We start from the raw sequence: 26,173 nt of genomic DNA, 5'->3' as shown, positions 1-26,173 counted from the left end.
CGGAATTGTCGCAATTCGGCAACAATGTGGTACGAATACATCAGTATCCGCCCGCCGCGGACCCCGTTTTCAGCACCCATTGCCGGAATGATCAGCGCAGACACCTCGGCCGCATCCTTTGACACGGCCCCAGCGGAAGAGCCCCGGCGTTGGTCGGCGCGACGCTGGCTGGCGCCGTTTGCCGTGGCCCTGGCCCTGCTGTCGGCCTTGCTCACCTTCCTGGTCCTGACCGGCCTCACCAGCATCGAACTGACGCCGCAAGTTGTCCGTTCGTTCTATCTGAGCAACGCAGCCACCATCCTGCTGCTGGTCGGCATCATCATCCGCGAGCTCTGGCAGTTGATCCTGGCGCGACGGCGGGGCAGGGCGGCGGCGCGCCTCCATGTCCAGATCGTCAGCCTGTTCTCGATCGTGGCGGTGCTGCCGGCGGTGCTGGTCGCCGTCGTCGCCAACGTCACCATCGAGCGCGGCCTCGACCGCCTGTTCTCCGGCCCGACCAAGGAGGTGATCCAGAATTCGCTGACGATCGCGCGGGCCTACATGCAGGACCACGCGCAGCTGATCCGGGGCGACATTCTCGGCATGGCCAATGACATCGCCCACGCGCGGCCGCTCTATGACCAGGATCGCCGCTCTTTTCGCGAATTGCTGACGTCCAGCGCCGCCTCCCGCAACCTGCCGGGCGCGATGATCATCGACAAGAACACCAACATTCTCGAATCCGCCGACACCGGCATGCGGCTGGCCTATTCGCCGCCGGCGCCGGACTTCCTCAGCAACGTCAACGAATCCGAGCCCGAGATCGCGGTGCTGCCCGATGCGAGCTTCGTCGCCGCGGTGGTCCGCTTGCGCGCCTTCAGCGACACCTTCCTGTATGTCGCGCGGCCGCTCGATCCCAACGTGGTCCAGCAGCTCAAGCAGACCGAGGTCAGCGTCGCCGAATATGCCCAGATCGAGTCGCGCCGGCTCGGCATCCAGGTCGCGTTCGCGCTAATGTTCGCGGTGATCGCGCTGACCATCCTGATGGCGTCGGTACTGATCGGCCTCAACTTCGCCAACTCGCTGGTCTCGCCGATCCGGCGGCTAATGAATGCGGCCCAGACGGTCTCGACCGGCGATCTCCATGTGAAAGTGCCGGTGCACCAGTCGGAAGGCGACCTCGCCCAGCTGGGTGAAACCTTCAACAAGATGACGGAGGAGTTGCGCAGCCAGCGTGACGAGCTCGTCAACGCCAGCGACCTCATCGACAGCCGCCGCCGCTTCATCGAGGCGGTGCTGTCGTCCGCGAGCGCCGGCATCATCGGCGTGGATAATTCAGGCAGCGTCGGCATTCTCAACCGTTCCGCCGAAAAGCTGATCGGGCACTCCGAAGCCGAGACGCTCGGCCATCCGCTCTCCGATGTGCTGCCCGAGCTCGAAGAGATGATGAAGACAGCGCGGGAAGGGACCCAGCGCCTGGTGCAGGGGCAGATCACGATCACGCGTGATGGGCAGGAACGCAATCTGTCGGTCCGCGTCAGCGCCGAGAAGACCAGCCAGCCGCACGACAGCTACATCATCACGCTCGACGACATCACCGAACTGGTCTCGGCGCAACGCACCTCGGCCTGGGGCGACGTCGCGCGCCGCATCGCGCATGAGATCAAGAACCCGCTGACCCCGATCCAGCTCTCCGCCGAGCGTATTCGCCGCAAATTCGGCAAGGACATTACCGAGGGCAAGGACAAGCAGATCTTCGAACAGTGCACCGACACCATCGTCCGCCAGGTCGACGATATCCGCCGCATGGTCGACGAGTTCTCCCGCTTTGCGCGGATGCCGAAGCCGGTGATGGAAGGTGAGGACGTCGCCGACACAGTGCGGCAGGCGGTGTTCCTGATGAAGGTCGCTCACCCCGAGATCGATATCGAGGCCGAGTTTAGGGAAGACCCGCTGCGCGCCCAGTTCGACCGGCGGCTGATCTCGCAGGCCGTCACCAACATCGTCAAGAACGCCACCGAGGCGATCGAGCAGGTCCCCCTCGAGGAGCTCGGCAAGGGCCGGATCGACGTCGTGGTCTCGCGCGAGGGCGAGGACGTGCTGATCGACGTCGTCGACAACGGCATCGGCCTGCCCAAGGTGGCGCGCTCGCGCCTTCTCGAGCCCTATGTGACGACACGCGCCAAGGGCACCGGCCTTGGGCTCGCGATCGTCGGTCGCGTGCTGGAAGACCATGGCGGGCGCATCGAACTGAAGGATGCCTCGGACTTCCGCGAGGGCCAGCGTGGCGCCTGGATGCGGATGCGTTTTGCGATCTCCGGCGCTCCCGCGAAAAGCGAGGGGGCCGAACCGGCAGCCGCGGCAACGGCCAAGCCGGAAATCGGTGAAACGGCCACGCAATCCGTCAAGGATCCGGAAACAAAACAGGCGGCCGCCGAAACCAAAGAGCCGGCTGAAAAGACCAATGATTCAACGAAGATCGAAGCCTCAACAGGCAGCTGAGAAAACAGGCGCGACCCATGGCAAGTGAAATTCTGATTGTCGATGATGAGGCCGATATTCGGGATCTCGTTGCGGGCATCCTCGAAGACGAGGGCTTCGTGACCCGGACCGCGCGCGACAGCGATACGGCGCTCGCTGAGATCGCCAACCGCAGGCCGCATCTGGTGTTCCTCGACATCTGGCTGCAGGGCTCCAAGCTCGACGGCTTGCAGCTCTTGGAGCAGGTCAAGAAGGACAACCCCGATCTCCCGGTCGTGATGATCTCCGGCCACGGCAACATCGAGACCGCGGTCGCCGCGATCAAGCGTGGCGCCTACGACTTCATCGAGAAGCCGTTCAAGACCGACCGGCTGATCCTGGTCGCGAACCGTGCACTGGAGAACTCGCGGCTCAAGCGCGAGGTCAAGGAGCTGAAGCAGCTCGCGCCGAGCGCAAGCTCGCTGGTCGGCCGCTCCCCCAGCATGAACCAGCTGCGCCAGACCATCGAGCGTGCGGCCAAGGCCAACAGCCGCATCCTGATCGTCGGCCCCGCCGGCGCCGGCAAGGAACTGACCGCGCGCACGCTGCACACGGCCTCGGGCCGCGCCGACGGCCCCTTCGTCGTCATCAACGCCGCTGCGATCACGCCCGAGCGGATGGAGCACGAGCTGTTCGGCATCGAGCAGTCCAACGGCGAGCACGCGCGCAAGCCCGGCGCGCTCGAAGAGGCCCATGGTGGCACGCTGTTCATCGACGAAATCGCGGACATGCCGCGCGAGACCCAGAACAAGATCTTGCGCGTGCTGGTCGAGCAGTCGTTCCAGCGCGTCGGCGGCAACGGCAAGGTGCAGGTCGACGTCCGCATCATCTCGTCCACCGCGCGCAACCTCGAAGAGGAGATCGCGGCCGGTCATTTCCGCGAGGACCTCTATCACCGGCTCTCGGTGGTCCCGATCCGCGTGCCCGCATTGTCGGAGCGGCGTGAGGACATTCCGGAATTGATCGACTATTTCATGGAGCAGATCTCCGCGGGCAGCGGCCTGCCCAAGCGGCAGATCGGCCAGGACGCGATGGCGGTGCTGCAGTCGCATGTTTGGCCGGGCAATGTGCGCCAGCTCCGCAACAACGTTGAGAGAGTCATGATTCTGGCCGCGGGCGGGCCTGAAGTCATCATCACGGCCGACATGCTGCCGCAGGACGTCGGCTCCATGGTGCCGGCGATGCCGACCAGCAACAATGGCGAGCACATCATGGGCCTGCCGCTGCGCGAAGCGCGCGAAGTGTTCGAGCGCGACTATTTGATTGCACAGATCAGCCGTTTCTCAGGAAATATTTCTCGCACGGCCGAGTTTGTTGGCATGGAACGCTCGGCACTGCACCGGAAGTTGAAGGCGCTCGGCGTCGGCTAACGCTGCGACGTCGTTGGAATAGGCGAGGAAAATCATCGATTTCCGTAGTTTTTCGGGGCAATACGGCGTGGGCTGCCGCGTGAAGCGGCTTGCCTAATAAGCCTACCTGTCCTCTAATTGAACCGCTGTTCCTCCGAGGGGGATCTCATGAGGGACGGCAACCGGACGAGGACCCCCAATTTTCAAAAGAGGGCCGCAACCGGCGCAATAAAAAGAAACTCAAAGCGAGAAAAAAACAATGGCGGCAGACCGCGCACAAAACCTGCAGGACACCTTCCTTAATCACGTTCGCAAAACCAAAACGCCACTGACGATCTTTCTGGTCAACGGAGTGAAGCTCCAGGGCATCGTGACCTGGTTCGACAATTTCTGTTTGCTGCTTCGGCGCGACGGTCACTCGCAGCTCGTCTACAAGCATGCGATCTCGACCATCATGCCGGGCGCTCCGATCCAGTTGTTCGAAGGCGGCGAGGACCAGCCGGCTTGAGAGTGATCTGATTGGAACCCCGGAATTTCGACGGGGATGCCGACCGTCCGCGGTCGGCAGGGGATAAGCAGACGGGGCGGGTGCTTGTCATCGGTCCCTATTTGCGAGTGCGCGCAGGCAATGCCGACGCGCAATCGGAAGCTCATGTCCTGCGTGACGCGGAAGCCCGGCTCGACGAAGCTGCCGGCCTCGCGCGCGCGATCGATCTCGTCGTTGCCGATGCCATCATAGCGCCGATCAACCAGATCCGCCCTGCGACCTTTATCGGCAAGGGCAAGGTCGAGGAGATCGCTGCGCTCGCCAAGAGCCTCGACGTCGAGCTCGTGGTGATGGATTGCGCGCTTGCGCCGATCCAGCAGCGCAATCTTGAGAAGGAGCTGCAGGCAAAGGTGCTCGACCGCACCGGGCTCATTTTGGAAATCTTCGGCCGCCGCGCCAAGACCAAGGAAGGCTCGCTCCAGGTCGAGCTCGCGCATCTCAACTATCAACGTTCGCGCCTGGTGCGCTCATGGACCCATCTCGAACGCCAGCGCGGCGGCTTTGGATTCATGGGCGGTCCCGGCGAGACCCAGATCGAAGCCGACCGCCGCCTGATCCAGGAGCGCATCTCCAAGCTCGAGGGCGAGCTGAAGAAGGTGCAGGCCACACGCCGCCTGCATCGCGCAGGCCGCCAGCGCGTGCCATACCGCGTCGTGGCGCTGGTCGGCTACACCAATGCCGGCAAATCGACGCTGTTCAACCGTCTAACCCGCGCCGACGTGCAGGCCGCCGATATGCTGTTCGCCACGCTGGATCCTACCCTGCGCGCGCTCACGCTGCCGCATGGCGGCAAGGCGATGCTGTCGGACACCGTTGGTTTCATCTCCAATTTGCCGACGCAGCTCGTCGCCGCCTTCCGCGCCACGCTGGAGGAGGTGCTGGAAGCCGACGTCATCCTGCATGTGCGCGATATCTCGCACGACGACGCCGAGGCGCAGCAGAGCGACGTTGACGCCGTGCTGCGCCAGCTCGGCATCAATCCCGATGATTCAGGCCGCATCATTGAGGTCTGGAACAAGATCGACCGTTATGGTCCCGAACAGCGCGAAGAGCTTTTGAACATCGCCGCGCGCAGGCCGGAGGATCATCCGGCGATGCTGGTGTCGGCCGTGTCGGGCGAGGGGGTCGACGCGCTGCTCGCCGCGATCGAGGAGCGCTTGGCCGCCAAACGCATCACGCTCGACCTCTCGATCGATGCCTCCGACGGCGCCGGCATCAGCTGGCTGCACCGGAATGCCGAAGTGCTGGCGAAAGAGCTGCACGACGGCCGCTTCGCCATGACAGTACGGGTGGATGAGACCAAGCGGGATATCGTGGTGGCCAGGTTCGATGCCGTGCCGCGACTGTCCGCGTAAGCCGCGCTTGTCCCTGCAACTCAGACCCGTAGCCCGGATGGAGCGCAGCGCAATCCGGGGCCGCTAGAGTGGTTTGAAGAACCCGGATTTCGCTGCGCTCCATCCGGGCTACGGCACCTGAGTTAACGGTGGGCTTGCTTGCGTCCTTCCGGTGACGACTGCTCCTCACCCTTCGCCTCGTTCCACAACGCGTCCATCTCCGCGAGCGACGCCTGCTCCAGCGTGCGCCCCTGTGCTTCCAGCGCCCGCTCGATGAACCCAAACCGCCGCTCGAACTTTGCATTGGTCGCACGCAGCGCGGCTTCCGGATCGGCATCGACATGACGGGCGAGGTTGACGAGCGCGAACATCAGGTCGCCGGTCTCCTCCGCCAATCCCTTGCTGTCGTTGCGATCAAGCGCGGCCTCGATCTCGTCGGCTTCCTCGCGGATTTTTGCCAGCACCGCGCGCGGATCGTTCCAGTCGAAGCCGACAGTGGAGGCCTTGCGCTGCAGCTCCATGGCGCGCGTCAGTGCGGGCTGGCCGGCCTTCACGCCTGACAGCAGCGACTTGTGGGACGGCGCTTCCTGCGGCGGCCGGCGCGCGGCGCGCTCGGCTTTCTCCTCCGCCTTGATGCGGTTCCAGACTTCCTTCACGTGGGAGGAGGCGAGGTTGCCCTCCTTGTCGGCGAAGACGTGGGGATGGCGCCGGATCATTTTTCGCGTGATGACCTCGACGACATCGCCAAACGCGAACGCGTTCTGCTCCGACGCCATCTGGGCGTGGAAGACGACCTGGAGCAGGAGGTCGCCGAGCTCCTCGCAGAGATCGTCGAGGTCGCCGCGGCTGATGGCCTCGACCACCTCATAGGCTTCCTCGATCGTATACGGCGCGATGGTCGCAAAATTCTGCTCGAGGTCCCAGGGGCAGCCGGTCATCGGCGTGCGCAGCGCCGCCATGATCTCGATCAGGCGGGAAATGTCGCGGGAAGGGGTCATTGCGGGGCAGTCTCCTGGCTCCCAAGCCTTATGCCAAAAGCGGGCCCTCGTTCCCAGCGCAGCGCGGCGGAACAAGGTGATTTCCACCGGTTGGCGGGCCAGATTGGCGAGCCGTGCGCGCAGTGCTAAAGCGCGGGCCATGAATGACGCATCTTCATCCGAAACCGCGCTGGTGCTGTTTTCCGGCGGCCAGGATTCCACCACCTGCCTCGCCTGGGCGCTGAACCGCTTTGCACGCGTGGAGACGCTGGGATTCGATTACGGCCAGCGCCACGCCATCGAGCTTGCCTGCCGCGACCGGCTGTTCGACGGCATCAAGGGCCTGCGCGTGGATTGGGCTTCCAGGCTTGGCGAGAGCCACACGCTGTCGATCCCGACGCTGGCGGCGGTGTCCGAGACGGCGCTGACGCGCGACGTCGCGATTGCGATGGGCGCTGACGGCCTGCCGAACACGTTCGTGCCCGGCCGCAACCTGGTGTTCTTGACATTCGCCGCGGCGCTGGCCTACCGGCGCGGCATCAGTCACATCGTCGGCGGCATGTGCGAGACCGACTATTCCGGCTACCCCGATTGCCGCGACGACACCATCCGCGCCATGCAGGCCGCGCTGTCGCTCGGCATGGCGCGCAAGTTCGAGCTGCATACCCCGCTGATGTGGATCGACAAAGCGGCGACGTGGAAGCTCGCTCACGACCTCGGCGGCGACGGGCTGGTCGATCTCATTCGCGAGCAGTCGCACACCTGCTATCTCGGCGAACGCGGCGCGCAACATGATTGGGGCTACGGCTGCGGCGAGTGCCCGGCGTGCAGCCTGCGGGCGAAGGGGTGGCGGGAGTATGTGGCGGGACGGTGACACGCCTCACTCCGCCGTCATTGCGAGGAGCTCTTGCGACGAAGCAATCCAGACTACCTTTGAGGAGGGATTCTGGATTGCTTCGCTACGCTCGCAATGACGGAATATGTCGAGGCAGCTTACCGAAAATCCTCCGCCTTCAGCTCGATCGGCTTGCCGTGCGGGGTGCGATCCGCCGCGTGGTCCCAGGCGTCGCGGTAGCGGTGCAACGTCTCCGCAGACGCAACGCCCTTGCCTGCGACGAGGCCCTCCAGCGTGGCGAGCCAATGGAGATAGTAGGTCTCGCCCGTGTCAGGATCGCCGGCCGCCTGCGCGCGCTTGATCTCGGAGGCCAGGGCTGCCGCCCATTCGGGCCAGGTGAACACGCCGCGTTCGTGCAGGGTCAGCGCCATCGCGAAGGCGTGCGCCTCCCAGGGTGCGCGAAACACCGGGCCGTCATCGTCGCGCGGAATGCTCGGGATCGCTGCCGTCGCGGCAGCAGCAGCCGTGCTGCTCATCACGCCGGGTCCAGATACGGCTCGAACGCATCGATCGAGACTTTCGAGGTCGGATCGCCGTCCGCGCCCCAGAGATCGCGGCCCTCGAATACCACCGTGTAGAGCCATTGCGGATTCTCGCCGAGCTCCATCGCCGCCGAATCCGGAAACACGTGGCAGCCATGGTTCAGCTCGACGACGCCGACATGGCCGCGCACGTAGCGCGGCAGGCGGGTGTGGGTCGCGGGATGAATGTTCTTCGCACGCACGCGGTCGCCGATGTTGAATTTGGCCGGCGCCGAGGCAGGACGGGCGAACTTGCCGCGCACCATGATGCGTTCGACCTGGCCGAGATCGAACTTGCCGTGCTTGAGCGCCTTGGCCGGCTGCATCGCGTGGCCGGCGGCGACTTCCTCCCGGGTGAGATACCCTTTCTCGATCAGCATCTCCTCGAGCCCGAGAAACCATTTCTTGTAATAGGAGCTCGAGAGATAGACGTGCGGCGGGATCGTCTCGCGATAGAAGCGCGAGGTGTCGATATTGAAGGCGCCGGCCGCGCCCATCGCCCGCACCATGGCGAGAACACGCGACTCCCATTCTTCGTGGAACACCGGCTCGTTCGGCTCGGGCTCGACCTTGCCGAAGCCGTCCATGCCGCCCATGTCGTGCACGCCGTTCATGACGGCGCTCCGGGCACCTTGGGAAAGCCGGTGCCGATCATGGAATCGCGCGTGACCAGCTCGGCGAGCTGCTCCTCGCTCCAGCCATCGGTCCCAGCGGGACGCATCGGCAGCACAAGAAAGCGCGTTTCGGCGGTCGAATCCCATACTCGGATTTCAACGTCCTTGGCGACCTGCACGCCGAAATCGGCGAGCACGCCGCGCGGGTCCTTCACCGCGCGGGAGCGATAGGGTGCGGCCTTGTACCAGACCGGCGGCAGCCCCAGCATTTCCCAGGGGTAGCAGGAGCACAGCGTGCACACGACCATGTTGTGACGCTGCGGCGTGTTCTCGACCACGACGAGGTGGTCGCCGACGCGGCTGACATGGCCGAGCGTGCCGATCGCCTTCGAGCCGTCCTCCAGCAGTGCCGTCTTGAAAGCCGGATCGCTCCAGGCCTTGGCGACGACGCGCGCGCCGTTATGGGGACCGATCCGGGTCTCATAGGCCTGGATGATGGCGTCGAGCGCGGCCGGCTCGACATAGCCTTTTTCGGTCAGGATCGTCTCGAGCGCGCGCACGCGCAGCTCGGTCTCCGACAGCTCGGAATGGTCGTGATCGTGGTGATGATGATGGTCGCTCATGGGGCGAAGATAGTCCCAGAATCCGGGCGTTGTCGAGGCGAAGACTCTGCTAACATCGCACCATGGGTTGGGCTGCAAGAACCGGAATAACCGCCGCAATCGCGGCCCTTGGCGCATTCGCGGGGCAGGATGCGCGCGCGGCGAATGGCGCCTATGCGGTCGATGCCGCCGACATTTCCGACGTCGGCTCCTGCAAGGTGGAAAGCTGGCTGTCGACGGCTTCCAACACGGATTTTTCGGCGGTCGCCAATCCCTCCTGTGTCGTCGATCCCCTCAGGCCGATCGAGCTGAGCCTGCAGACCATCGGGGCCCGGAGCGATGGCGACTGGAGCACGACGCTAGCTCCAAAAGCCAAGACGAATTTCGTCCCGACCGGAATAGGCCGATGGGGATTGTCGGCCTATGGCGGCGGATCATTCGACGCGTCGACCGGCGATGCCCTGTCCGCCTTTGTCGTCATCCCCGCGACCTTCCGCCTGTCGGAGACCACACGCATCAACGTCAACGGCGGCTGGCTCTGGGATCGCACGGTGGCTCGCCATTACCTGACCTACGGCGTCGGCTTCGATTGGAAATTCACCGACACCCTGCAATGGACGATCGAGGCGTTCGGTCAGGCCGGCGCCTCCGAGATCACAAGCGTCGTGCAGCCGCGTTTCCAGACCGGTGTCCGCTATCGTCCGAACGAGATATTCTCCCTTGATGTGATCTACGGCCGCAACATCACCGGCGAAAATGCCGACTGGATCACCATCGGGACCACGGTCCGGTTTCCGGTCCATGGAAGCGAACCCGAACATCGACGTACCGGGCATCTGTGAGCACCAAGAAGACCAAGACCAGGGGAGATTGCGTTGCCTGACTATGTGAAGATCGAGAAGGGCCTCGGGCCGGAGGGGCGGATTGCGGTGGTGCGGTTCGACCGCGGCGACGGCATCAACGCGCTGTCGCCGGAGGCGCTGCGCCAGCTCACCGCGGCCGCGCGCAGTTTCGAGGATGACGCCGCAACCTCTGTCGTGGTGCTGACAGGCAGCGCGGACACGTTCAGCGCCGGCTTCGACCTCAAGGATGCCGAAGGCCGCTCGCGCAAGGACATGGACCTCGGCACGCTGCGGCGGCATCTCAAGCTCGGACCGCGCCTGACCCACGCCTGGCAGGAGATGGAGCAGATCACGATCGCCGCCATCGAGGGCTTTTGCATCGGCGGCGGCGTAGCGCTGGCTGTCGCGCTCGACTTCCGTATCATGGGACGCGATGCCCATCTACGCGTGCCCGAGATCGGGCTCGGCATGAATATGAGCTGGCAGAGCATTCCGCGCATGCTGCACCTGATCGGCCCGGCTCGCACCAAGCAGGCGGTGATCCTGGCCGATCAGCGCATCAGCGCGGATGAGGCCTTTGAGTGGGGCCTGGTCGAACAGGTGGTCGATCCTGGCCATGCGTTCGATGCCGCGATGGAGCTTGCGCGCAAGGTGGCAGCGCAGCCGCCACTCTCCGTTGCCATGACGAAACTCACGGTCAACCGGCTGGCGCATGCGCTGGATGATCTCGCCAGCCATATGGACGTCGACCAGTTCGCCCTGGCAAGCCTCAGCGACGACCACAAGGAGGGCGTCGAGGCGTTCCTGACGCGACGCAAACCGAAGTTCAGAGGGCGGTAGAAGCCGGCTCGGGACATTGATTGCGCCGCGGACAAAACGTATACGCCGCGCTGGGACAAAAGCGGCTCGGTCAACGGCCGGTAGAACACGACGGCAATCGAGGGGGAGGGCCCATGACCACTAGCTCGCAGGCGCCTGAGGCGAAAGGGTTTCGCTGGAAGCTGATCGCGCCGCTCGCGGTGTGGCTGGTGATCTATCTGTGGCCGGTGCCGGCAGGGCTCAACGTCAATCAGTGGCACTATTTTGCCGTCTTCGCGGCCGTCATCACCGGGCTCATCCTGGAATCGATGCCGGTCGGCGCGGTCGGCCTGATCGGGCTGACGGTTGCCGGTGTCGGCGGTTATATCGATCCCGACCCGACCAAGTCGCTGCGCTGGATGCTGGCGGGCTTTGCCGAGAGCACGGTGTGGCTCATCGTCGGCGCCTTCGTGTTCTCGATCGGTTATCGCAAGAGCCAGCTGGGCCGCCGCATTGCGCTCGTGCTGGTGCAAAAGCTCGGCCGCAACACGCTCGGCCTCGGCTATGCGGTGGCGATGTCGGACTTCTTGCTGGCGCCGGCGACACCGTCCAACACCGCGCGCAGCGGCGGCATCGTCTATCCCATCATTAGCAACATCCCGCGCATCTATGGCTCCGAGCCTGGACCGACCGCCGGCAGGATCGGCACCTACGTGATGTGGACCGCATTCGCCTCGACCGCCGTCACCAGCTCATTGTTTTTCACCGCGCTCGCGCCCAATGCGGCGGCGCTGGCTATCGCCAAGAAGACCGTCGGAATCGACGTCAGCTGGGCACAGTGGTTCTTGGGCTTTGCGCCGCTCGGCCTCCTCCTGATGGTGCTGGTCCCACTGCTCAGCTACGCAGTCTGCCGCCCCGAGGTGAAGAGCAGCCCGGAAATTTCCGAATGGGCATCGAAGGAGCTCGCGGAGATGGGTACGATGTCGCGCAACGAGTGGATCATGCTGGCGCTGATCCTGCTCGCGATGTTCCTGTGGATCGCGGGCTCGAGCCCGGACATCCGCGTGCCGCTTCTGGGCTCGAATTTCGTCAACGCCACCACCGTCGTGTTCATCGTGATCTCGCTGATGCTGGTGACGGGCGTGATCGATTTTTCCGACATCGTCGCCGAGAAGAGCGCCTGGGAAGTGTTCTTCTATTTCACCTCGCTGCTGACGCTGGCCTCGGGCCTCAACGAGATCGGCTTCATCAAATGGTTCGCCACCGAATATGCAAAGCCGCTCGCCGGGCTGTCGCCGTCGACCGCGATGCTCCTGCTGGTCGCGCTGTTCTTCTGGATCCACTATTTCTTTTCGAGCATCACCTCGCATGCCGCCGCCGTGCTGCCCGTGGTGCTCGCGGTCGGATCCGGCATCCCCGACCTGCCGGTCACGACGCTGGCCATGCTCTGCATGTATTCGCTCGGCCTGATGGGGGTGATCTCGCCTTACGCGACGGGGCCCGCGCCGATGTATTTCGGAAGCGGCTATATCGGCAAGGGTCAGTTCTGGGGTTTTGGGCTGATGTTCGGGATGCTCTATTTCGCGGGGCTCCTGCTGATCGTATGGCCCTGGTTGCGGGTCACCTGAGCCGGGCGCGAGGCCAATACGGCGGCAGATGAATTTTCTTCAGCGGGGAGAAATTTGGAAAACTTCGTCCAACTCCCCGCAGATATCTGACATTGCCAGAGAGAGCTGAACGGGCGATGGTGCCTGCTGCGGTGCAGCGCGCTCCAGCCGAGTCCTCATCGCGGTTTCACTCTCCGTCGCTTGATGCGACCGGTTCCCGGATGCCCCAAGGGGCAAGCGGAACTATTGTGCATGAAGGCCGCCTCCATGAACGTCCACCCGTCGCTCGCGATCGGACAGCCGATCGAAAAGCTCGACGCGATCTCACCCGCGACTGCGCCCGACGTGATGGTCCGCTTCGAAGGCATCGCGAAAACCTATCCGGCCTATCGCGGCAAGCCCGGCGTCCATGCCCTGCAAAACATCGACTTCGCGATCCCGCGCGGTTCGATCACCGGCGTCATCGGCCGTTCCGGCGCCGGCAAATCGAGCCTGGTCCGGCTCATCAACGGGCTGGAGAGGCCGACCACGGGCCGCGTCGTCGTCGATGGCCGTGACATCTCAGCGCTCTCAGGTCGCGAACTGCGGCTCGCGCAGCGCTCGATCGGCATGATCTTCCAGCACTTCAACCTGCTGTCCTCGCGTACCGCAGCCGCCAACATCGCGCTGCCGTTGGAGATCGCCGGCTGGGCCAAGGCCGATATCCGCGCGCGCGTTGCGGAGCTGCTTACGCTTGTCGGGATCGCCGACAAGCACGACCGCTACCCGTCAGAACTCTCAGGTGGCCAGAAGCAGCGCGTCGGCATCGCGCGGGCCTTGGCGACGCGACCGAGCGTGCTGCTGTCGGACGAGGCGACCTCGGCGCTCGATCCGCAGACCACACGGGCGATCCTCGATCTGCTCGCGAACATCAACCGCGAGCTGGGCGTGACCATCGTGCTGATCACCCACGAGATGTCCGTGGTACGCCAGCTCGCCAAGGACGTCGTGGTGCTCGATGCCGGCCACGTCGTCGAGAGCGGCCATGTCGCCGACATCTTCACCCACCCGAAGCATCCGATCACGCAATCCTTCCTGGCCGAAGCGATCGGAGACAGCCTGCCGGTGTCGCTGGCGAGCCGGATCGTTTCGGTGCCGCTTGCGGGCGGACAGGCGGTGATCCGCGTCCAGGTGCGCGGGGCAGGGGCCGGCGACACGCTGGTGGCGCGGCTGGCGCGCGAGCTCGGCCTCGACGTGTCGCTGCTGTCGGCCCGCATCGACGAGATCGGCGGCCAGCACGTGGGCTCGCTGACGCTTGGTATCCCTCTCGGCACGTCCGGCGGCGAGGACGCGACGACACGCACGCTGGCCTGGCTCTCACAATATCAATTCCCCGCGGAGCGTCTCGGCTATGTCGCCTGAACTCATCAACCTGATCGTCCAGGCCACCGGCGAGAGCTTGTACATGGTCGGGCTCGCGGCGCTGATCGGCACCGCCTTTGGCCTGCCGCTCGGCGTCTTTCTCGCGACCAGCCGGAAAGGCGAGCTGTTCGCGGCGCCCGTCGTCAATCGGGTGCTCGGCATCGTCGTCAATGCGACGCGGTCCACGCCCTTCATCATCCTGGTCGTCGCTATCATCCCGTTCACGCGGCTGGTGGCCGGCACCTCGATCGGATCGACGGCGGCGATCGTGCCGTTGACGATCGCATCGGCGCCCTTCATCGCGCGCCTGGTCGAGGCAGCGATCCGCGAGGTCGATGGCGGCCTGATCGAGACGGCGTCTTCCTTCGGAGCATCGCCGATGCAGATCGTGCTCAAGGTACTGATTCCCGAAGCGCTGCCGGGTCTTCTGCTGGCACTGACGCTCGCGGTGGTCAGCCTGCTCGGCTATTCCGCCATGGTCGGCGCCGTCGGAGGCGGGGGCCTGGGCGATCTCGGCATCCGCTACGGCTATCAGCGCTTCATGCCGGAGATGATGCTCGCCGTCGTCGTGGTGTTGATCGCGCTGGTGCAGCTCGTGCAGAGCGCCGGCGATTATCTCGCGCGCCGGGTCAATCGCCGGCTGCGACATCGCTGACGCCGTTTCAGACATTTCGAACAAGCAGGTTCTTGTCGGTCTGGAAACATTCCAAACTTCGAGACACGACTGAGCGCATTCGTCGCACGCGCTGCGCGCGCGTCTGGAGAAATTCTAACACGGTTCCTATCGCGCTCCGAAATCGCCTGCGTTAGGGCGAGGCATCAAGAACGATACCGGCGAAGCCGGCAGTGCGTGGGGCCTCGACAAACGTGACCGACTTCCAACTTGCTTCGCGTTCCGACACGCGTCGTCGACAGATACGGATTCTCTTCCTCGGAGCGGCCAGTACGTTTGGTCTCGTCGCTCCCTTCGGTGCCGTGGAGGCGCAGACGCAGATTCCCGCCGTCACCGTCGAAGCCCCGGCTCAGCGCGCCCGGCCTGCGGCGGTCGCCTCAACGCGACGGTCAGGGGCGACACGCACCGCACGTGCCAATCGTCGCTCCCCGGCTCAGCAAGCCGCGCCAACCCAGTCGGCATCGTCGAACGGCGCCACGGGTGAACGCGCCAATGGTCCGGTGCGCGGTTTCGTTGCGACACGCAGCGGCACCGCGACCAAGACGGATACGCCGCTGATCGAAACCCCGCAGTCCGTCTCCGTCGTCACCACCGACCAGGTCAGGAATCAGGGCGCGGTCTCGATCGGCGAGGCGCTGCGCTACACCGCCGGCGTCAGCGGCGACGTCAATGGTGGTTCGGACACCCGCTTCGGCGCCCTCCAGATCCGCGGCTTCGACACCACCATGTCGGGCCTCTACGTCGACGGCTTGCGGATTCCCTCAAGCAATTACGTGCACTTCAACGGCCTCGATCCCTACGGCGCCGAGCGTCTCGAGGTCCTCAAGGGTCCGTCCTCGGCGATGTATGGCGGCAGCGGCACCGGCGGCATCCTCAACTACGTCACCAAGCTGCCGACGGCCCAGCAATTCGGCGAGGTCTCGATCTCCGGCGGCAGCTTCAACCGCTATCAAGGCCAGTTCGACATGGGCGGTCCCGCCAACAAGGACGGCACTGTGCTGTGGCGCCTGACCGGCGTCGTCCGTGACGGCGAGACCCAGGTCGACTTCACCAAGGACAACCGCGTCTTCATCGCGCCGGCCGTCACGTTCAAGCCGAACGAGGACACCACCATCACGATCCTCGCCAACTACCAGCGCGACCGGGCAGGGTGGGGCCTCCAGTTCCTGCCGGCCTCGGGCACCGTGTGGCCGAACAACGGCCGCGCCATCCCCGTCTCGTTCTTCGCGGGCGTGCCGAGCTTCAACGCGTTCAACACCGAAATCGCGACCGCCGGCTACCAGCTCTCGCACAATTTCACCGACAACATCACGTTCCGGCAGAATTTGCGTTACGCCTATCAGCACAACGAGGAGAAGGTGTTCTTCGGCGGAGGCTATACCGACGAGGCCGCGGGACAGCTCGCGCGTTTCGGCAGCTACAGCAACTCCTACATCAACTCTTTCGCGGTGGACAATCAGCTCCAGGGCAAGTTCACCACCGGCTTCCTCAGCCACACAACGCTGGTGGGGATAGACTATCGCAACACCAGATTCCGCGACACCGCCTTTGGCGTCACGACGTCCGCGCCCGAGATCAACGTCTTCAACCCGGTCTACAGCTACGACTGGACCATGGGCGCCATGAGCGACGACACCGGCGTCAAGCAGTCGCAGGTCGGCCTCTACGCGCAGGACCAGATCAAGCTCGGCCGGCTCTCGTTCCAGCTCAGTGGGCGTCAGGATTTCGTGACGACGCAGGTGGACAGCGGCATCTTCAATACGTCCGTCTCGACGGATGCGTCGGCGTTCACCGGCCGCGCCGCATTGATGTACAATTTCGACAACGGCATCGCGCCATATTTCAGCTATTCCGAGTCATTTCTGCCGGTGCTCGCGACCGGGGTGACCGGACAGCTGCTCAATCCCGAGACCGGCGTGCAGTACGAGGTGGGCGTCAAGTACCAGCCGCTCGGCTGGAACGCGCTGTTCACCTTCGCCGCCTTCGACCTGACGCGCGACAACGTCGTTACCTTTGCGCCTCCGCTCAACATCGCCGAACAGACCGGTCAGGTAAAATCGCGCGGCCTCGAACTCGAAGGCACGATGTCGCTCGCCGACGGCTGGAACCTGCGCGCGGCCTATGCCTATGTCGATGCAACGGTCTCCCAGGATCCGGTCAATGTCGGCAAGGCGCCGGTCACCGTGCCGCTCAACCGCGGCTCGCTGTGGAACGATTACACGCTTCAGACCGGGCCGCTCGCGGGCCTGCAGTTCGGTGGCGGCGTCCGCTATGTCGGCGCGACCTGGGGCGATGACGCCAACACGTTCAAGGTCGGATCCTCGACCGTGCTGGACGCGCTGCTCGCCTACACCAGGGACAATTGGCGCCTGTCGCTGAACGTCACCAACCTCGCCGACACCCGCTATGTCGCCGCCTGCTACAGCCTGTCGGGCTGCTTCTATGCAGAAGGACGCAAGGCGATCGGCAAGCTGACTTATCGGTGGTGAGTTGAAATGAGGACGATGAGGCTCCAGGAGAGGTCGTCATGGCCGGGCTTGTCCCGGCCATGACGATCTTTCACGCGGCACTAAGAACGTGGATGCCCGGGACAAGCCCGGGCATGACGTTGCGGAAGCTTCGGCACTCACACACTTTGCTCGTGTACTTGGCGAGATCTGAACGATGAGAGCGATATTCGGCAAGCTACATCGCTGGGCGGGACTGCTCACGGCCGGATTCCTGTTCTTCTCCGGCATCACCGGGGCGATCATCTCCTGGGATCATGAGATCGACGAGGTCCTGAACAGCCATCTGTTCGACGTCAGCAGCAAGGGCCCGGCCATTCCCTCGATTGATCTCGCGAAGATGATCGAGCAGCGCGATCCCCGTGCGCGCGTCGTCTACCTGTTCATGACGCCGGAGGAGGGCCACTCGCTGTGGTTCTTCGTCATGCCGCGGATTGATCCTGCGACCGGCAAGCGCTACGCGCTCGACTACAATCAAATCTTCCTCGACCCCAACACCGGCGCGGAGCTCGGTCGGCGCTATTGGGGCGCGGTATGGCCGGTGACGCGCGAGAACTTCGTCTCGTTCCTCTACAAGTTGCACTACACCATGCATATCCCGGAATTCTGGGGCAGCGACCGCTGGGGCATGCGCCTGCTCGGAATTATCGCCATCATCTGGACCATCGACTGCTTCGTCGGCTTCTACCTGACGCTGCCCTCCCGCAGGGGCGCCAGGGCGGCGCGGGCGCCCCAGGTCACGCGCCAGCTCGAACGCGGCTTCTGGGCGCGTTGGGCGCCGGCGTGGACCATCAAGACGTCAGGCAGCGCCTACCGGATCAATTTCGACATCCATCGCGCTTTCAGCCTGTGGACCTGGGGCGTGCTGTTCATCATCGCCTTCACGGCATTCTCGCTGAACCTCTATTTCGAGGTGTTCTCGCCGCTGATGAAGATGGTGTCGAACTACACACCGACACCCTATGAGCAGCGGCCGTATCGCGATCTCGACGATCCCATCGAGCCCAAGGTGAGCTTCGCCGACATCGCCGCGCGCGCGTCGGCCGACGGCAAGGGGCGAGGGTGGACCGTCCCGGTCGGCTCGGTCAATTACGGCCCGGCCCATGGTGTCTATGCCGCGGCCTTCTTCCATCCAGGCCACGATCACGGCGCCGGCGGCGTCGGCCCGGCGCAGCTCTATTACGACAGCGAGGACGGCCGTCCGATCGGCGAAAGGCTGCCCTGGGTCGGCACCGCCGCCGACATCTTCGTGCAGGCACAATTCCCGCTGCATTCGGGCCGCATCGTCGGGCTGTTCGGCCGCATCCTGATCTCGATCATGGGGCTGGTCGTGGCAGCGCTCTCAGTCACCGGAATCGTGATCTGGTGGCGCAAGCGCCGCGCGCGTGTCCGGGTGCGTGAGACGGCGGCGATGCGCGTCGGCCAGCAGCTCACGCCGGCGGAGTAGGGCGCGACCTTCGCGGATGAACCTTCGGGCCCGGCACGGGCACAAAGACTGGAGATCGCACCCAGCCTTGCCGGAAATCCCATGAGATCGCTCGCCTTGCTCTGCCTGCTCGCTTTCGCCGCGCCTGCCCATGCGGCTGGCCCCGAGCAGCGCTATCTCGACCTCCGCGATCGCTACATCGTCAAGTTCTCGAAAGCCAAGGAGAACGACGAGACCTATAAGCAGCACGATGCGGCGCTCAAGGAGTTGACGGGCGTCCTGCGTGGTCTGGTGGGCCCCGTCGCGATCAAGGGATTGCCGGCCGATGGCAAGACGAACGCGGACACGCTCTTCAAGGGCGACTCCGGCTTCGGCCATCTCGACGGGCTCGGCTTCGCCTCCGAAGGCGACAAGATGCAGGCCGTCGTGACCACTACCGCCCTGCTCAAGCACTGGCTGCGCGAGCACCGCGAGGACGGCATGCCGCAGGAGATCGGCGCGGCATTCAAGTCGGACCGCTTTTACTATCAAGCCATCCAGGACTCTGCCTTCGCCAAATATGCCGAGTTGCCGATCACGAAGCCCGCGGGGACGAGCGCCGCGGTCGCCGTGCTGGGCGTGCGCGGCAATGGCGACCTGAAGGGACCTCCGCAGGAAATCGACGTCGTCGCGATTCAAGGCGACAAGGTCTACTTCCTCGCTGCAAGCGATGCGGTGAAGACAGCCGAGATCCCGACCTGCGAGAAAGTCTGGAAGCAGATGATGGCCAAACCCATCGACAAGAAGGACCCGCGCGGCGACATCACACGCGAAGACAATGCGATGACCGCGTACACGGCGTGCTTCGCCAAGGAAGCGCCAAGCCAGGGCTGGTTCGCCGCAGCCGTCAAGAAGGCGCAGAGCCAGTTGGAGCTGCTGCCGCTGCGCTAGAGCGATCATCCAATTACCTTCGAGCGCTACAGCGTTGCGCGCGGCGCCATCGCTCGAGAATGCGCAATCGGAAATTGCAGCTCGTCCCGCAGATGCAACCGAGGCCCGGCAGCGCGAAACCACCCCGAGCCGCATCGACGAGGTCGTCGGCAACACCGTGGTCGGATTCGACGACGACCCTGGAACTCGTTCGCGACGAGGGGGTTGCACTGCGGTTGGAACCGAACGGGTAGCACACTTGAATCGTCGACAATTCCTGGAAGCCTCGGCATTGCCATTGGCAACGCTGCTACCTGGCGCAGTCTCTGCGGCATCGGCGGCGGAGTTGCCGTTTGGCCCCTCTTATGTCCGCGAGCTTGCCCGCAATTTGGCGAGTAAGCCCTTTGCGCCACCAGAGGAAAAGGTCCCGGACGCGCTTAGGGATCTCACCTACGATCAGTACCGATCAATTCGCTTTCTGCCAGAGCGCGCGGCTTGGCGCAGCGAGAAGCTGCCCTTCGAGGTCCAGTTTTTCCACCGCGGCTTTTTCTATAAGAACAAGGTCGACATTTACGAGGTCTCCGGCGGACGAGCGGTACCGATCAGGTACCGACGCGACGATTTCGCATTCGGTGACAATATCGGTCAGGTACCGGACGCCGATCTCGGATTTGCCGGCTTTCGCATTCACGCCCCGATCAATCGGCCCGACTACTACGACGAGGTTTGCGCGTTTCTCGGCGCCAGCTACTTCCGTGCCGTTGCCAAAGGCGAGACCTATGGCCTGTCCGCGCGCGGTCTGTCGATCGATACCGGCGAGAGCAAGGGAGAGGAATTTCCTCTCTTCAAGGCCTTTTGGCTGGAGAAGCCCGCGCCGGGTGCCACATCCGTCGTGGTACATGCGCTGCTCGACAGCAAGAGCGCTACGGCAAGCTATCGCTTCACTATCAGGCCAGGCGCTCCGACGGTCTTCGACGTGGAAATGTCGCTCTATCCGCGGATCGAGCTGCAACATGCCGGCCTGGCGCCCATGACGAGCATGTTCTTTTTCGGCCCGAACGACCGACACGATGTCGACGATTTCCGTCCTGCCGTACATGACTCCGATGGGCTCGCCGTGTTCAACGGAAAGGGCGAGCAACTCTGGCGTCCGCTCAACAATCCACGCGATCTGCAGGCCAGCACATTCAATGACCTCAATCCGCGCGGCTTCGGTCTGATGCAGCGGGAGAGAAATTTCTTTGCCTACGAGGACATCGAATCGCGCTTTGAGCGTCGCCCGAGCCTCTGGGTCGAACCGATTGGAGATTGGGGAGAGGGCAGTGTGGTCCTCTTTGAGATCCCGACGAAGGAGGAAGTTCACGACAACATCGCCGCCTTCTGGCGCCCGAAGACGGCCCTCCAGGCCAAGAGCGAAAACAACTACACCTACCGCCTGCACTGGGGTCCGGACGCGCCGAAGCCCAATTCGCTGGCCCGGTTCACCCGCACAGGCGTTGGCGCGCGGGGCGACGACAGCAAACTGTTCGTGCTCGAACTCGTTGGTGACGGACTGAAGGCGGTCGATCCCAACAAGGTAAGGGGTGCCGTCAGCGCCGACAAATCCGAGATCAAGAACGTCGTCACACAACCAAACCCGGAAACGGGTGGGTGGCGCCTTAGTTTTCAGTGCGCCGTGAAGGACGCGCCGATCGAGTTGAGGGCGATCTTGATGCAGGGCGACCAACCGATCTCTGAAGTCTGGGTTTACCGATGGGCGCCCTGACGTCGTCACCCGCGCTCTCGCCTGAGCTTGGCATTCGGTATCTTCCCGATGAAACGCCTCTCCCGATGCTGCCCTGCCGATTGGACGCGACCAATCGTGCCGATCCGGGGCGACTGCGGACCGCCCCTGCCGTTACAGCGCGGCGCCTGTTCATTCTTGGCGGAACGGTCGCTATTACCGCTGCGGGCGCTGTTGAGATGTACGATGTTCTCAAGGTTGGTGGCGTCACGGTCCTCGAAGGCATGGTGTTCGGGCTGTTCCTCGTGCTGCTCGCCTGGATCGCGTTTTCGTTCGTGTCTTCAGTGGCCGGCTTTTTTGTGCTCCTGCGGGGCCGACCGGATGTGCTGCCAATTAACAGCCACGGTCCGCTGCCCGCGATCACCGGCCGAACGGCTATGCTGTTGCCGACCTATAACGAGGATCAGCACCATCTCATGGCGCGCCTCCGCGCTATGTACGAGTCGGTAGGCGAAACCGGACAGGCCCCGTTGTTCGATTGGTTTCTGCTCAGCGACACGACAGATCCGGACATCTGGATTGCCGAGGAGCTTGCGTTTCTGGAGCTGCAGCGAAACTGCGGTTCGGGCCATCTCTACTATCGTCACCGATCCGACAACACCGCTCGAAAGTCCGGCAACATTGCCGAATGGGTGAGGCGGTTCGGTGGCGCCTACGACTACATGATCATTCTGGACGCGGACAGTCTGATGAGCGGAGAGACCATCGTTCGGCTGGTGGGCGCGATGGAAGCAAACCCGCAGGCCGCGCTGATTCAGACGCTTCCGATCGTCGTCAATGCGCGAACCCTGATTAGCCGGCTTCAGCAGTTTTCGGGCCGTTTGTACGGTCCGCTGATCGCCGCCGGAAACGCCTGGTGGCACGCCTCAGAGGGCAACTACTGGGGACACAATGCCATCATCCGGGTGCAGGCTTTTGCGCAAGAGGCGGGCTTGCCCGAATTGCGCGGGAGGAAACCTTTCGGCGGGCACATCCTCAGCCACGATTTTGTCGAAGCCGCACTGATGCGGCGGGCGGGGTGGGGGATTTTCATGGCTCCAGGTCTCGGTGGGAGTTTCGAGGAGGTGCCACCGTCGCTACTGGATTTCGCGGCGCGGGACCGTCGCTGGTGTCAGGGCAATCTCCAGCATCTTGCCGTTTTGCCGGCTAGAGGCCTGCACTGGGTCTCCAGGCTTCACCTGTTGACCGGGATCGGCTCCTATCTCACCGCGCCCCTGTGGCTGCTGTTTCTATTGCTCGGAATCCTGATCTCCTTGCAGGCCTATTTCGTCAAGCCGGAGTATTTTCCCAAGGGCTTCTCGTTGTTTCCAACGTGGCCCGCACAGGACCCCGTGCTCGCCGCCTGGGTCTTTGCCGCGACGATGGGGCTGCTTATCGTGCCCAAATTGCTGGCCTACCTCGTTTTGCTCACCAGGCGTGCGGAACGGCAGGCATTCGGCGGCGGATTTCGCGTGCTGCTGGCGGTGGTCGCCGAGAGCCTGCTTGCCGCCTTGATCGCCCCATCCATGATGATCTTTCAATCCACCGCCGTGGCGGAGATCCTGCTGGGCCGTGATGCGGGCTGGCAAGTGCAACGGCGAAGCGATGGCAGGATCACGCGCGATGAAGTCTATCGCAAATTCACGGTGCCGACCCTATGCGGTCTGGCCATGGCGGCAAGCGCCTACGCTGTGTCGCTTCCGCTGCTGCTCTGGATGTCACCGGTGATCATCGGCCTCGTTTGCGCCATTCCGATCGGTCTCGTCACGTCGACGGCGCCGCCAATCGCGCATCTGTTTGCGACCCCGGAGGACAATCGCGTGCCGGCACTGCTGCAGAGGGCGAGAGAGCTTGCCGGCCTGGATCGGATCCGGGCACGCGCGGCTCTGATCGAACTTAGACAGAACCCCGCGTTGCTGGGACCGCACATGCAGTCACTCCAAACGCCGCCTCGCAAATCGGGCCAGATCGACATAGATCTCGCGATCGGCCGGGCCAAGATCGAGCAGAGCGACAATTTCGAGGAAGTCGTCAGCAGCCTCAGCGCACGCGAGACCCTTGCCGTGCTGAAGCACCGACACCCCCTCGAGCAAGTCATGCGAATGCCGCGAGCTACCGCTTCCGCGGATGTCTAGGTCATCGCGTTGTAGGTGAGGGCGTTGACGACCCGGTGGTGCTCGGGCAGAGGGCGAGATGTCTGCTGTGAGCGCGGTGGGTGGTGCCAGCCTACAGCGCGCTGCCGCCGAGATTCCACCCACGACCACCTTCGCCAAAGATCTCATACCCCGTCGCCGTCACCGCGACCGTGTCCTCGAGCTTGATGAACCCGCGCTTCGGATGCTTCATCGTGGTCTCGATCGACACCACCATGCCCGTTTCGAGCGGCAGCCGGGCGTCGGTGTCGTCGTAGGGGATCGGGCCCTTGGCGGTCAGGCGAGGGGCCTCGTGGCTGACGAGGCCCATGCCGTGGGCCAAAAACTCCGTGCAGTCGCGCTGGCTGATCTTCGCGAGCTGCCGCTCGGCCGCGACGTAGATGTCACCGCCCATGGCGCCGGGCCGGACCGCCGCGAAGGCGGCGCGCTGGACGGCTTCGATCTCGGCCAGACAGTCCTTCAACTCAGCATCCGGGTTGCCGAGCACGGCCATGCGCGCGAGATCGCCGATATAGCCGTGATAATTGCCGCCGGAATCCAGCGACAGCACGTCACCTTGCTCCCAACGCTGCGCCGACGGCGCCCGGTTGTGGCTGCTGCCGCAGGCGAGCAGACAGTATTCGAAGGTCAGCCCGCGATTGGCTTCGGCGATCTGCAAAGCGTCCGACAATTGCTGCTTGGTCGTGCCCGGCCCGTGCCCGGCGATCACCGCCAGCATCGAGGCGATCACCAGTTCGGACGCCGTCTTGAGTTTGGCGAGCTCGTCCGCCGACTTCACCGCGCGCAGCCGCTCCAGCACCAGCAGTGCGTCCTTGAGCTCGGCGCCGGGCAGGGCGTCACTGAGCGCCCGGCCCGCATCCATCGGCAGGAACGCCATCTCGACCCCGACCCGTTTCAGGGCCACGCCGGCGTCGCGGATTAGGCTGACGGCCCGCGTGATGGCATCGACCGAGCCGTTGGACTCGGTCCGAACCTGCGGAACCCAAGGCGGCGCCACGGCACGCTGGTGGGTCTCCAGCCGGTGCCCGACATACACCGCGTGCTCCGGTGCGCCCTTGGGATAGACCAGAACCGGCAGATAGCGGCTGACGCCAAGCGCATCCATGTAGTCGAAGAAGATCGCGCGCTCGGCACCCAGCAGGTACTGCACATTGTGCTTGGAGGTCGCGACCAGGACGTCGAGGCCGGCGGCCTCCATCAGACGGTCGAGTTTGGCGGCATCGAATGGAATGGCCCGCGAGCGGTCTGCGCGGGCGACGTTCTCCTGCATGACGAACCTCCAAATGCTGCCGTGGCCTCAACCGCTGCGTCGGTTTGCCCGGGGATTGTTGATGGCAAGTGTGAGCCGAGAGAGGGGTTCTGGGTAGGTGTGGATTTATCTGGCCTGATCTGCACAGCCATATCCATGATTCGCATAAGGTATATTATGGAATATCTTTATATACAATCAGATCAGTTGTTTAGCTTGAATTCCTCTCGCTGCACCTTCGTTCCACGTCCTCTTCCGGCCCAGCCGTCGCACGTCGTCGCGGCTTTCGACGGCTACTGTGCATGGGGTTGTTTTCGCGTTTTTGAATCGGGTCCATGCCTCCGAAAGCCGATATTGCCGTGACGATGTCCGGCTGCAATAAGCGAGGCTTCGCGAGATCGCAGATGACCTTCTGACCTTCCGTCCGTATAGGTTTGCATCTCAGAACAACAACAAACTTTCCGAGGAAGCAGACCCATGAGCTTTTCCCGCCGCACGCTTCTCAAGGCCTCCGCCGCGACCGCGGTCCTGGGCGGCCTCAGTGCGCCCCATGTGGCCCGCGCCCAGAGCGCCGAGTTTACCTATAAATACGCCAACAACCTGCCAGACACCCATCCGCTGAACGTGCGCGCCAAGGAGATGGCTGCGGCGATCAAGGCCGAGACCAACGGCAAGTTCGACCTCCAGATCTTCCCGAACAACCAGCTCGGGTCCGACACCGACATGCTGAGCCAGATCCGGTCCGGCGGCGTCGAGTTCTTCACGCTGTCGGGACTGATCCTGTCGACCCTGGTGCCGGCGGCCTCAATCAACGGCATCGGCTTCGCGTTCCCGGACTACGGCACGGTCTGGAAGGCCATGGACGGCGATCTCGGCGCCTTCGTCCGCGGCGAGATCAAGAAGGCCGGGCTCGAGGTTATGGACAAGATCTGGGACAACGGCTTCCGCCAGACCACGTCGTCGAGCAAGCCGATCACCGGTCCGGACGATCTCAAGGGCTTCAAGATCCGCGTGCCGGTGTCGCCGCTGTGGACCTCGATGTTCAAGGCGTTCGATGCGGCGCCCGCCTCGATCAACTTCGCCGAGGTCTATTCCGCGCTGCAGACCAGGATCGTGGAGGGCCAGGAGAACCCGCTGGCGATCATCTCGACCGCCAAGCTCTACGAAGTGCAGAAATACTGCTCGCTGACCAACCACATGTGGGACGGCTTCTGGTTCCTGGCCAACCGCAAGGCGTGGAGCAGCCTGCCCGAGGATGTGCGCACCATCGTCGCCAAGAACATCAATGCCGCAGCGCTCAGGGAGCGTGAGGACACCGCCAAGCTCAATGCCAATCTCCAGCAGGAGCTCGCGACCAAGGGCCTGACCTTCAACCAGCCCGCGGTCGCGCCATTCCGCGACAAGCTGCGGTCCGCCGGCTTCTATGCCGAGTGGAAGGGCAAATATGGCGACCAGGCCTGGGATCTGCTCGAAAAGGCCGTCGGCAAGCTGTCTTAACGCGTTGGAGC

21 protein-coding genes are annotated in these 26,173 nt (G+C 64.0%); 16 read left to right on the top strand and 5 right to left on the bottom strand.

Going from position 1 to position 26,173, the window contains the following annotated elements; all coding sequences use genetic code 11:
* The first annotated feature begins 87 nt into the window (after positions 1 to 87).
* The 4 genes from GWG67_RS28025 to hflX all read left to right on the top strand — a co-directional run bounded on the left by GWG67_RS28025 (position 88) and on the right by hflX (position 5,750).
* Positions 88 to 2,481: a PAS domain-containing sensor histidine kinase gene (locus GWG67_RS28025; RefSeq protein WP_275172577.1), complete on the top strand. Its 2,394-nt coding sequence runs from the start codon at positions 88 to 90 to the stop codon at positions 2,479 to 2,481.
* Between the two features lie 17 nt (positions 2,482 to 2,498).
* Positions 2,499 to 3,869, top strand: a complete 1,371-nt coding sequence (locus GWG67_RS28020; protein ID WP_007591127.1) for a sigma-54 dependent transcriptional regulator — start codon at positions 2,499 to 2,501, stop codon at positions 3,867 to 3,869.
* Between the two features lie 238 nt (positions 3,870 to 4,107).
* A complete protein-coding gene (hfq, locus tag GWG67_RS28015; protein ID WP_007591126.1) occupies positions 4,108 to 4,356 on the top strand; it encodes an RNA chaperone Hfq in 249 nt (82 codons plus the stop codon).
* Between the two features lie 11 nt (positions 4,357 to 4,367).
* Entirely contained in the window at positions 4,368 to 5,750 is a 1,383-nt protein-coding gene (gene hflX, locus GWG67_RS28010) for a GTPase HflX (RefSeq protein ID WP_275172576.1), read from the top strand.
* Between the two features lie 122 nt (positions 5,751 to 5,872).
* Here hflX and mazG read toward each other — a convergent pair whose 3' ends face one another.
* On the bottom strand, positions 5,873 to 6,727 hold the full coding sequence (gene mazG, locus GWG67_RS28005; RefSeq protein ID WP_275172575.1) for a nucleoside triphosphate pyrophosphohydrolase: 855 nt from the start codon (positions 6,725 to 6,727) through the stop codon (positions 5,873 to 5,875).
* A gap of 139 nt (positions 6,728 to 6,866) precedes the next feature.
* Here mazG and queC point away from each other — a divergent pair, with 139 nt between their 5' ends.
* A complete protein-coding gene (gene queC / locus GWG67_RS28000; RefSeq protein ID WP_275172574.1) occupies positions 6,867 to 7,580 on the top strand; it encodes a 7-cyano-7-deazaguanine synthase QueC in 714 nt (237 codons plus the stop codon).
* 119 nt (positions 7,581 to 7,699) lie between these two features.
* Here queC and GWG67_RS27995 read toward each other — a convergent pair whose 3' ends face one another.
* Genes GWG67_RS27995 through nthA form a run of 3 tightly spaced genes read right to left on the bottom strand, consistent with a single transcriptional unit; the run spans position 7,700 to position 9,359 of the window.
* Positions 7,700 to 8,077, bottom strand: a complete 378-nt coding sequence (locus GWG67_RS27995) for a nitrile hydratase accessory protein (RefSeq protein WP_275172573.1) — start codon at positions 8,075 to 8,077, stop codon at positions 7,700 to 7,702.
* Positions 8,077 to 8,736: a nitrile hydratase subunit beta gene (gene nthB / locus GWG67_RS27990; protein ID WP_275172572.1), complete on the bottom strand. Its 660-nt coding sequence runs from the start codon at positions 8,734 to 8,736 to the stop codon at positions 8,077 to 8,079. Before nthB ends, GWG67_RS27995 begins: the two co-directional genes overlap by 1 nt.
* Positions 8,733 to 9,359 (bottom strand): nitrile hydratase subunit alpha, encoded by a 627-nt coding sequence (gene nthA / locus GWG67_RS27985; protein ID WP_275172570.1) that lies wholly within the window; start codon positions 9,357 to 9,359, stop codon positions 8,733 to 8,735. Before nthA ends, nthB begins: the two co-directional genes overlap by 4 nt.
* A gap of 62 nt (positions 9,360 to 9,421) precedes the next feature.
* On the opposite strand from nthA, the gene GWG67_RS27980 reads away from it, so the two are divergent.
* From GWG67_RS27980 to mdoH, 10 genes are all read left to right on the top strand, one after another.
* Positions 9,422 to 10,180 (top strand): hypothetical protein, encoded by a 759-nt coding sequence (locus GWG67_RS27980; RefSeq protein ID WP_275172569.1) that lies wholly within the window; start codon positions 9,422 to 9,424, stop codon positions 10,178 to 10,180.
* Positions 10,181 to 10,213: 33 nt separating this feature from the next.
* Positions 10,214 to 11,020, top strand: coding sequence for an enoyl-CoA hydratase/isomerase family protein (locus GWG67_RS27975; RefSeq protein ID WP_275172567.1), 807 nt, complete (start codon positions 10,214 to 10,216; stop codon positions 11,018 to 11,020).
* 113 nt (positions 11,021 to 11,133) lie between these two features.
* The gene (locus tag GWG67_RS27970) at positions 11,134 to 12,606 is read left to right on the top strand and encodes a DASS family sodium-coupled anion symporter (RefSeq protein WP_275172566.1); all 1,473 of its coding nucleotides are present in this window, start codon (positions 11,134 to 11,136) and stop codon (positions 12,604 to 12,606) included.
* Between the two features lie 231 nt (positions 12,607 to 12,837).
* On the top strand, positions 12,838 to 13,986 hold the full coding sequence (locus tag GWG67_RS27965) for a methionine ABC transporter ATP-binding protein (RefSeq protein ID WP_275172565.1): 1,149 nt from the start codon (positions 12,838 to 12,840) through the stop codon (positions 13,984 to 13,986).
* Positions 13,976 to 14,641 (top strand): methionine ABC transporter permease, encoded by a 666-nt coding sequence (locus tag GWG67_RS27960; protein ID WP_106943594.1) that lies wholly within the window; start codon positions 13,976 to 13,978, stop codon positions 14,639 to 14,641. Before GWG67_RS27965 ends, GWG67_RS27960 begins: the two co-directional genes overlap by 11 nt.
* Before the next feature lie 518 nt (positions 14,642 to 15,159).
* A complete protein-coding gene (locus GWG67_RS27955) occupies positions 15,160 to 17,148 on the top strand; it encodes a TonB-dependent siderophore receptor (protein ID WP_275172564.1) in 1,989 nt (662 codons plus the stop codon).
* Positions 17,149 to 17,323: 175 nt separating this feature from the next.
* Positions 17,324 to 18,613: a siderophore utilization protein FsrB gene (gene fsrB, locus GWG67_RS27950; RefSeq protein ID WP_275172563.1), complete on the top strand. Its 1,290-nt coding sequence runs from the start codon at positions 17,324 to 17,326 to the stop codon at positions 18,611 to 18,613.
* A gap of 81 nt (positions 18,614 to 18,694) precedes the next feature.
* A complete protein-coding gene (locus GWG67_RS27945) occupies positions 18,695 to 19,522 on the top strand; it encodes a hypothetical protein (RefSeq protein ID WP_275172562.1) in 828 nt (275 codons plus the stop codon).
* Between the two features lie 238 nt (positions 19,523 to 19,760).
* Positions 19,761 to 21,266 (top strand): glucan biosynthesis protein G, encoded by a 1,506-nt coding sequence (locus tag GWG67_RS27940; RefSeq protein ID WP_275172656.1) that lies wholly within the window; start codon positions 19,761 to 19,763, stop codon positions 21,264 to 21,266.
* A complete protein-coding gene (gene mdoH / locus GWG67_RS27935) occupies positions 21,254 to 23,398 on the top strand; it encodes a glucans biosynthesis glucosyltransferase MdoH (RefSeq protein ID WP_275172561.1) in 2,145 nt (714 codons plus the stop codon). Before GWG67_RS27940 ends, mdoH begins: the two co-directional genes overlap by 13 nt.
* A 91-nt stretch (positions 23,399 to 23,489) precedes the next feature.
* Here mdoH and GWG67_RS27930 read toward each other — a convergent pair whose 3' ends face one another.
* The gene (locus GWG67_RS27930; RefSeq protein WP_275172560.1) at positions 23,490 to 24,686 is read right to left on the bottom strand and encodes a Xaa-Pro peptidase family protein; all 1,197 of its coding nucleotides are present in this window, start codon (positions 24,684 to 24,686) and stop codon (positions 23,490 to 23,492) included.
* Positions 24,687 to 25,142: 456 nt separating this feature from the next.
* On the opposite strand from GWG67_RS27930, the gene GWG67_RS27925 reads away from it, so the two are divergent.
* On the top strand, positions 25,143 to 26,162 hold the full coding sequence (locus tag GWG67_RS27925; RefSeq protein WP_275172559.1) for a TRAP transporter substrate-binding protein: 1,020 nt from the start codon (positions 25,143 to 25,145) through the stop codon (positions 26,160 to 26,162).
* Positions 26,163 to 26,173 lie beyond the last annotated feature (11 nt).

Source organism: Bradyrhizobium sp. CSS354 (assembly GCF_029051725.1).
GTDB lineage: Bacteria > Pseudomonadota > Alphaproteobacteria > Rhizobiales > Xanthobacteraceae > Bradyrhizobium.
Note: the sequence above shows the minus strand (reverse complement) of the source record. Positions and strands in the feature narration are given on the sequence as shown.

Excerpts from the sequence above, each read along its gene's own strand:
- GWG67_RS28025 (WP_275172577.1), top strand. The coding sequence starts at position 88 with ATGATCAGCGCAGACACCTCGGCCGCATCCTTTGACACGGCCCCAGCG.
- GWG67_RS28020 (WP_007591127.1), top strand. The coding sequence starts at position 2,499 with ATGGCAAGTGAAATTCTGATTGTCGATGATGAGGCCGATATTCGGGAT.
- hfq (WP_007591126.1), top strand. The coding sequence starts at position 4,108 with ATGGCGGCAGACCGCGCACAAAACCTGCAGGACACCTTCCTTAATCAC.
- mazG (WP_275172575.1), bottom strand. The coding sequence starts at position 6,727 with ATGACCCCTTCCCGCGACATTTCCCGCCTGATCGAGATCATGGCGGCG.
- queC (WP_275172574.1), top strand. The coding sequence starts at position 6,867 with ATGAATGACGCATCTTCATCCGAAACCGCGCTGGTGCTGTTTTCCGGC.
- GWG67_RS27995 (WP_275172573.1), bottom strand. The coding sequence starts at position 8,077 with ATGAGCAGCACGGCTGCTGCTGCCGCGACGGCAGCGATCCCGAGCATT.
- nthB (WP_275172572.1), bottom strand. The coding sequence starts at position 8,736 with ATGAACGGCGTGCACGACATGGGCGGCATGGACGGCTTCGGCAAGGTC.
- nthA (WP_275172570.1), bottom strand. The coding sequence starts at position 9,359 with ATGAGCGACCATCATCATCACCACGATCACGACCATTCCGAGCTGTCG.
- GWG67_RS27980 (WP_275172569.1), top strand. The coding sequence starts at position 9,422 with ATGGGTTGGGCTGCAAGAACCGGAATAACCGCCGCAATCGCGGCCCTT.
- GWG67_RS27970 (WP_275172566.1), top strand. The coding sequence starts at position 11,134 with ATGACCACTAGCTCGCAGGCGCCTGAGGCGAAAGGGTTTCGCTGGAAG.
- GWG67_RS27965 (WP_275172565.1), top strand. The coding sequence starts at position 12,838 with ATGAAGGCCGCCTCCATGAACGTCCACCCGTCGCTCGCGATCGGACAG.
- GWG67_RS27960 (WP_106943594.1), top strand. The coding sequence starts at position 13,976 with ATGTCGCCTGAACTCATCAACCTGATCGTCCAGGCCACCGGCGAGAGC.
- fsrB (WP_275172563.1), top strand. The coding sequence starts at position 17,324 with ATGAGAGCGATATTCGGCAAGCTACATCGCTGGGCGGGACTGCTCACG.
- GWG67_RS27945 (WP_275172562.1), top strand. The coding sequence starts at position 18,695 with ATGAGATCGCTCGCCTTGCTCTGCCTGCTCGCTTTCGCCGCGCCTGCC.
- mdoH (WP_275172561.1), top strand. The coding sequence starts at position 21,254 with ATGGGCGCCCTGACGTCGTCACCCGCGCTCTCGCCTGAGCTTGGCATT.
- GWG67_RS27930 (WP_275172560.1), bottom strand. The coding sequence starts at position 24,686 with ATGCAGGAGAACGTCGCCCGCGCAGACCGCTCGCGGGCCATTCCATTC.
- GWG67_RS27925 (WP_275172559.1), top strand. The coding sequence starts at position 25,143 with ATGAGCTTTTCCCGCCGCACGCTTCTCAAGGCCTCCGCCGCGACCGCG.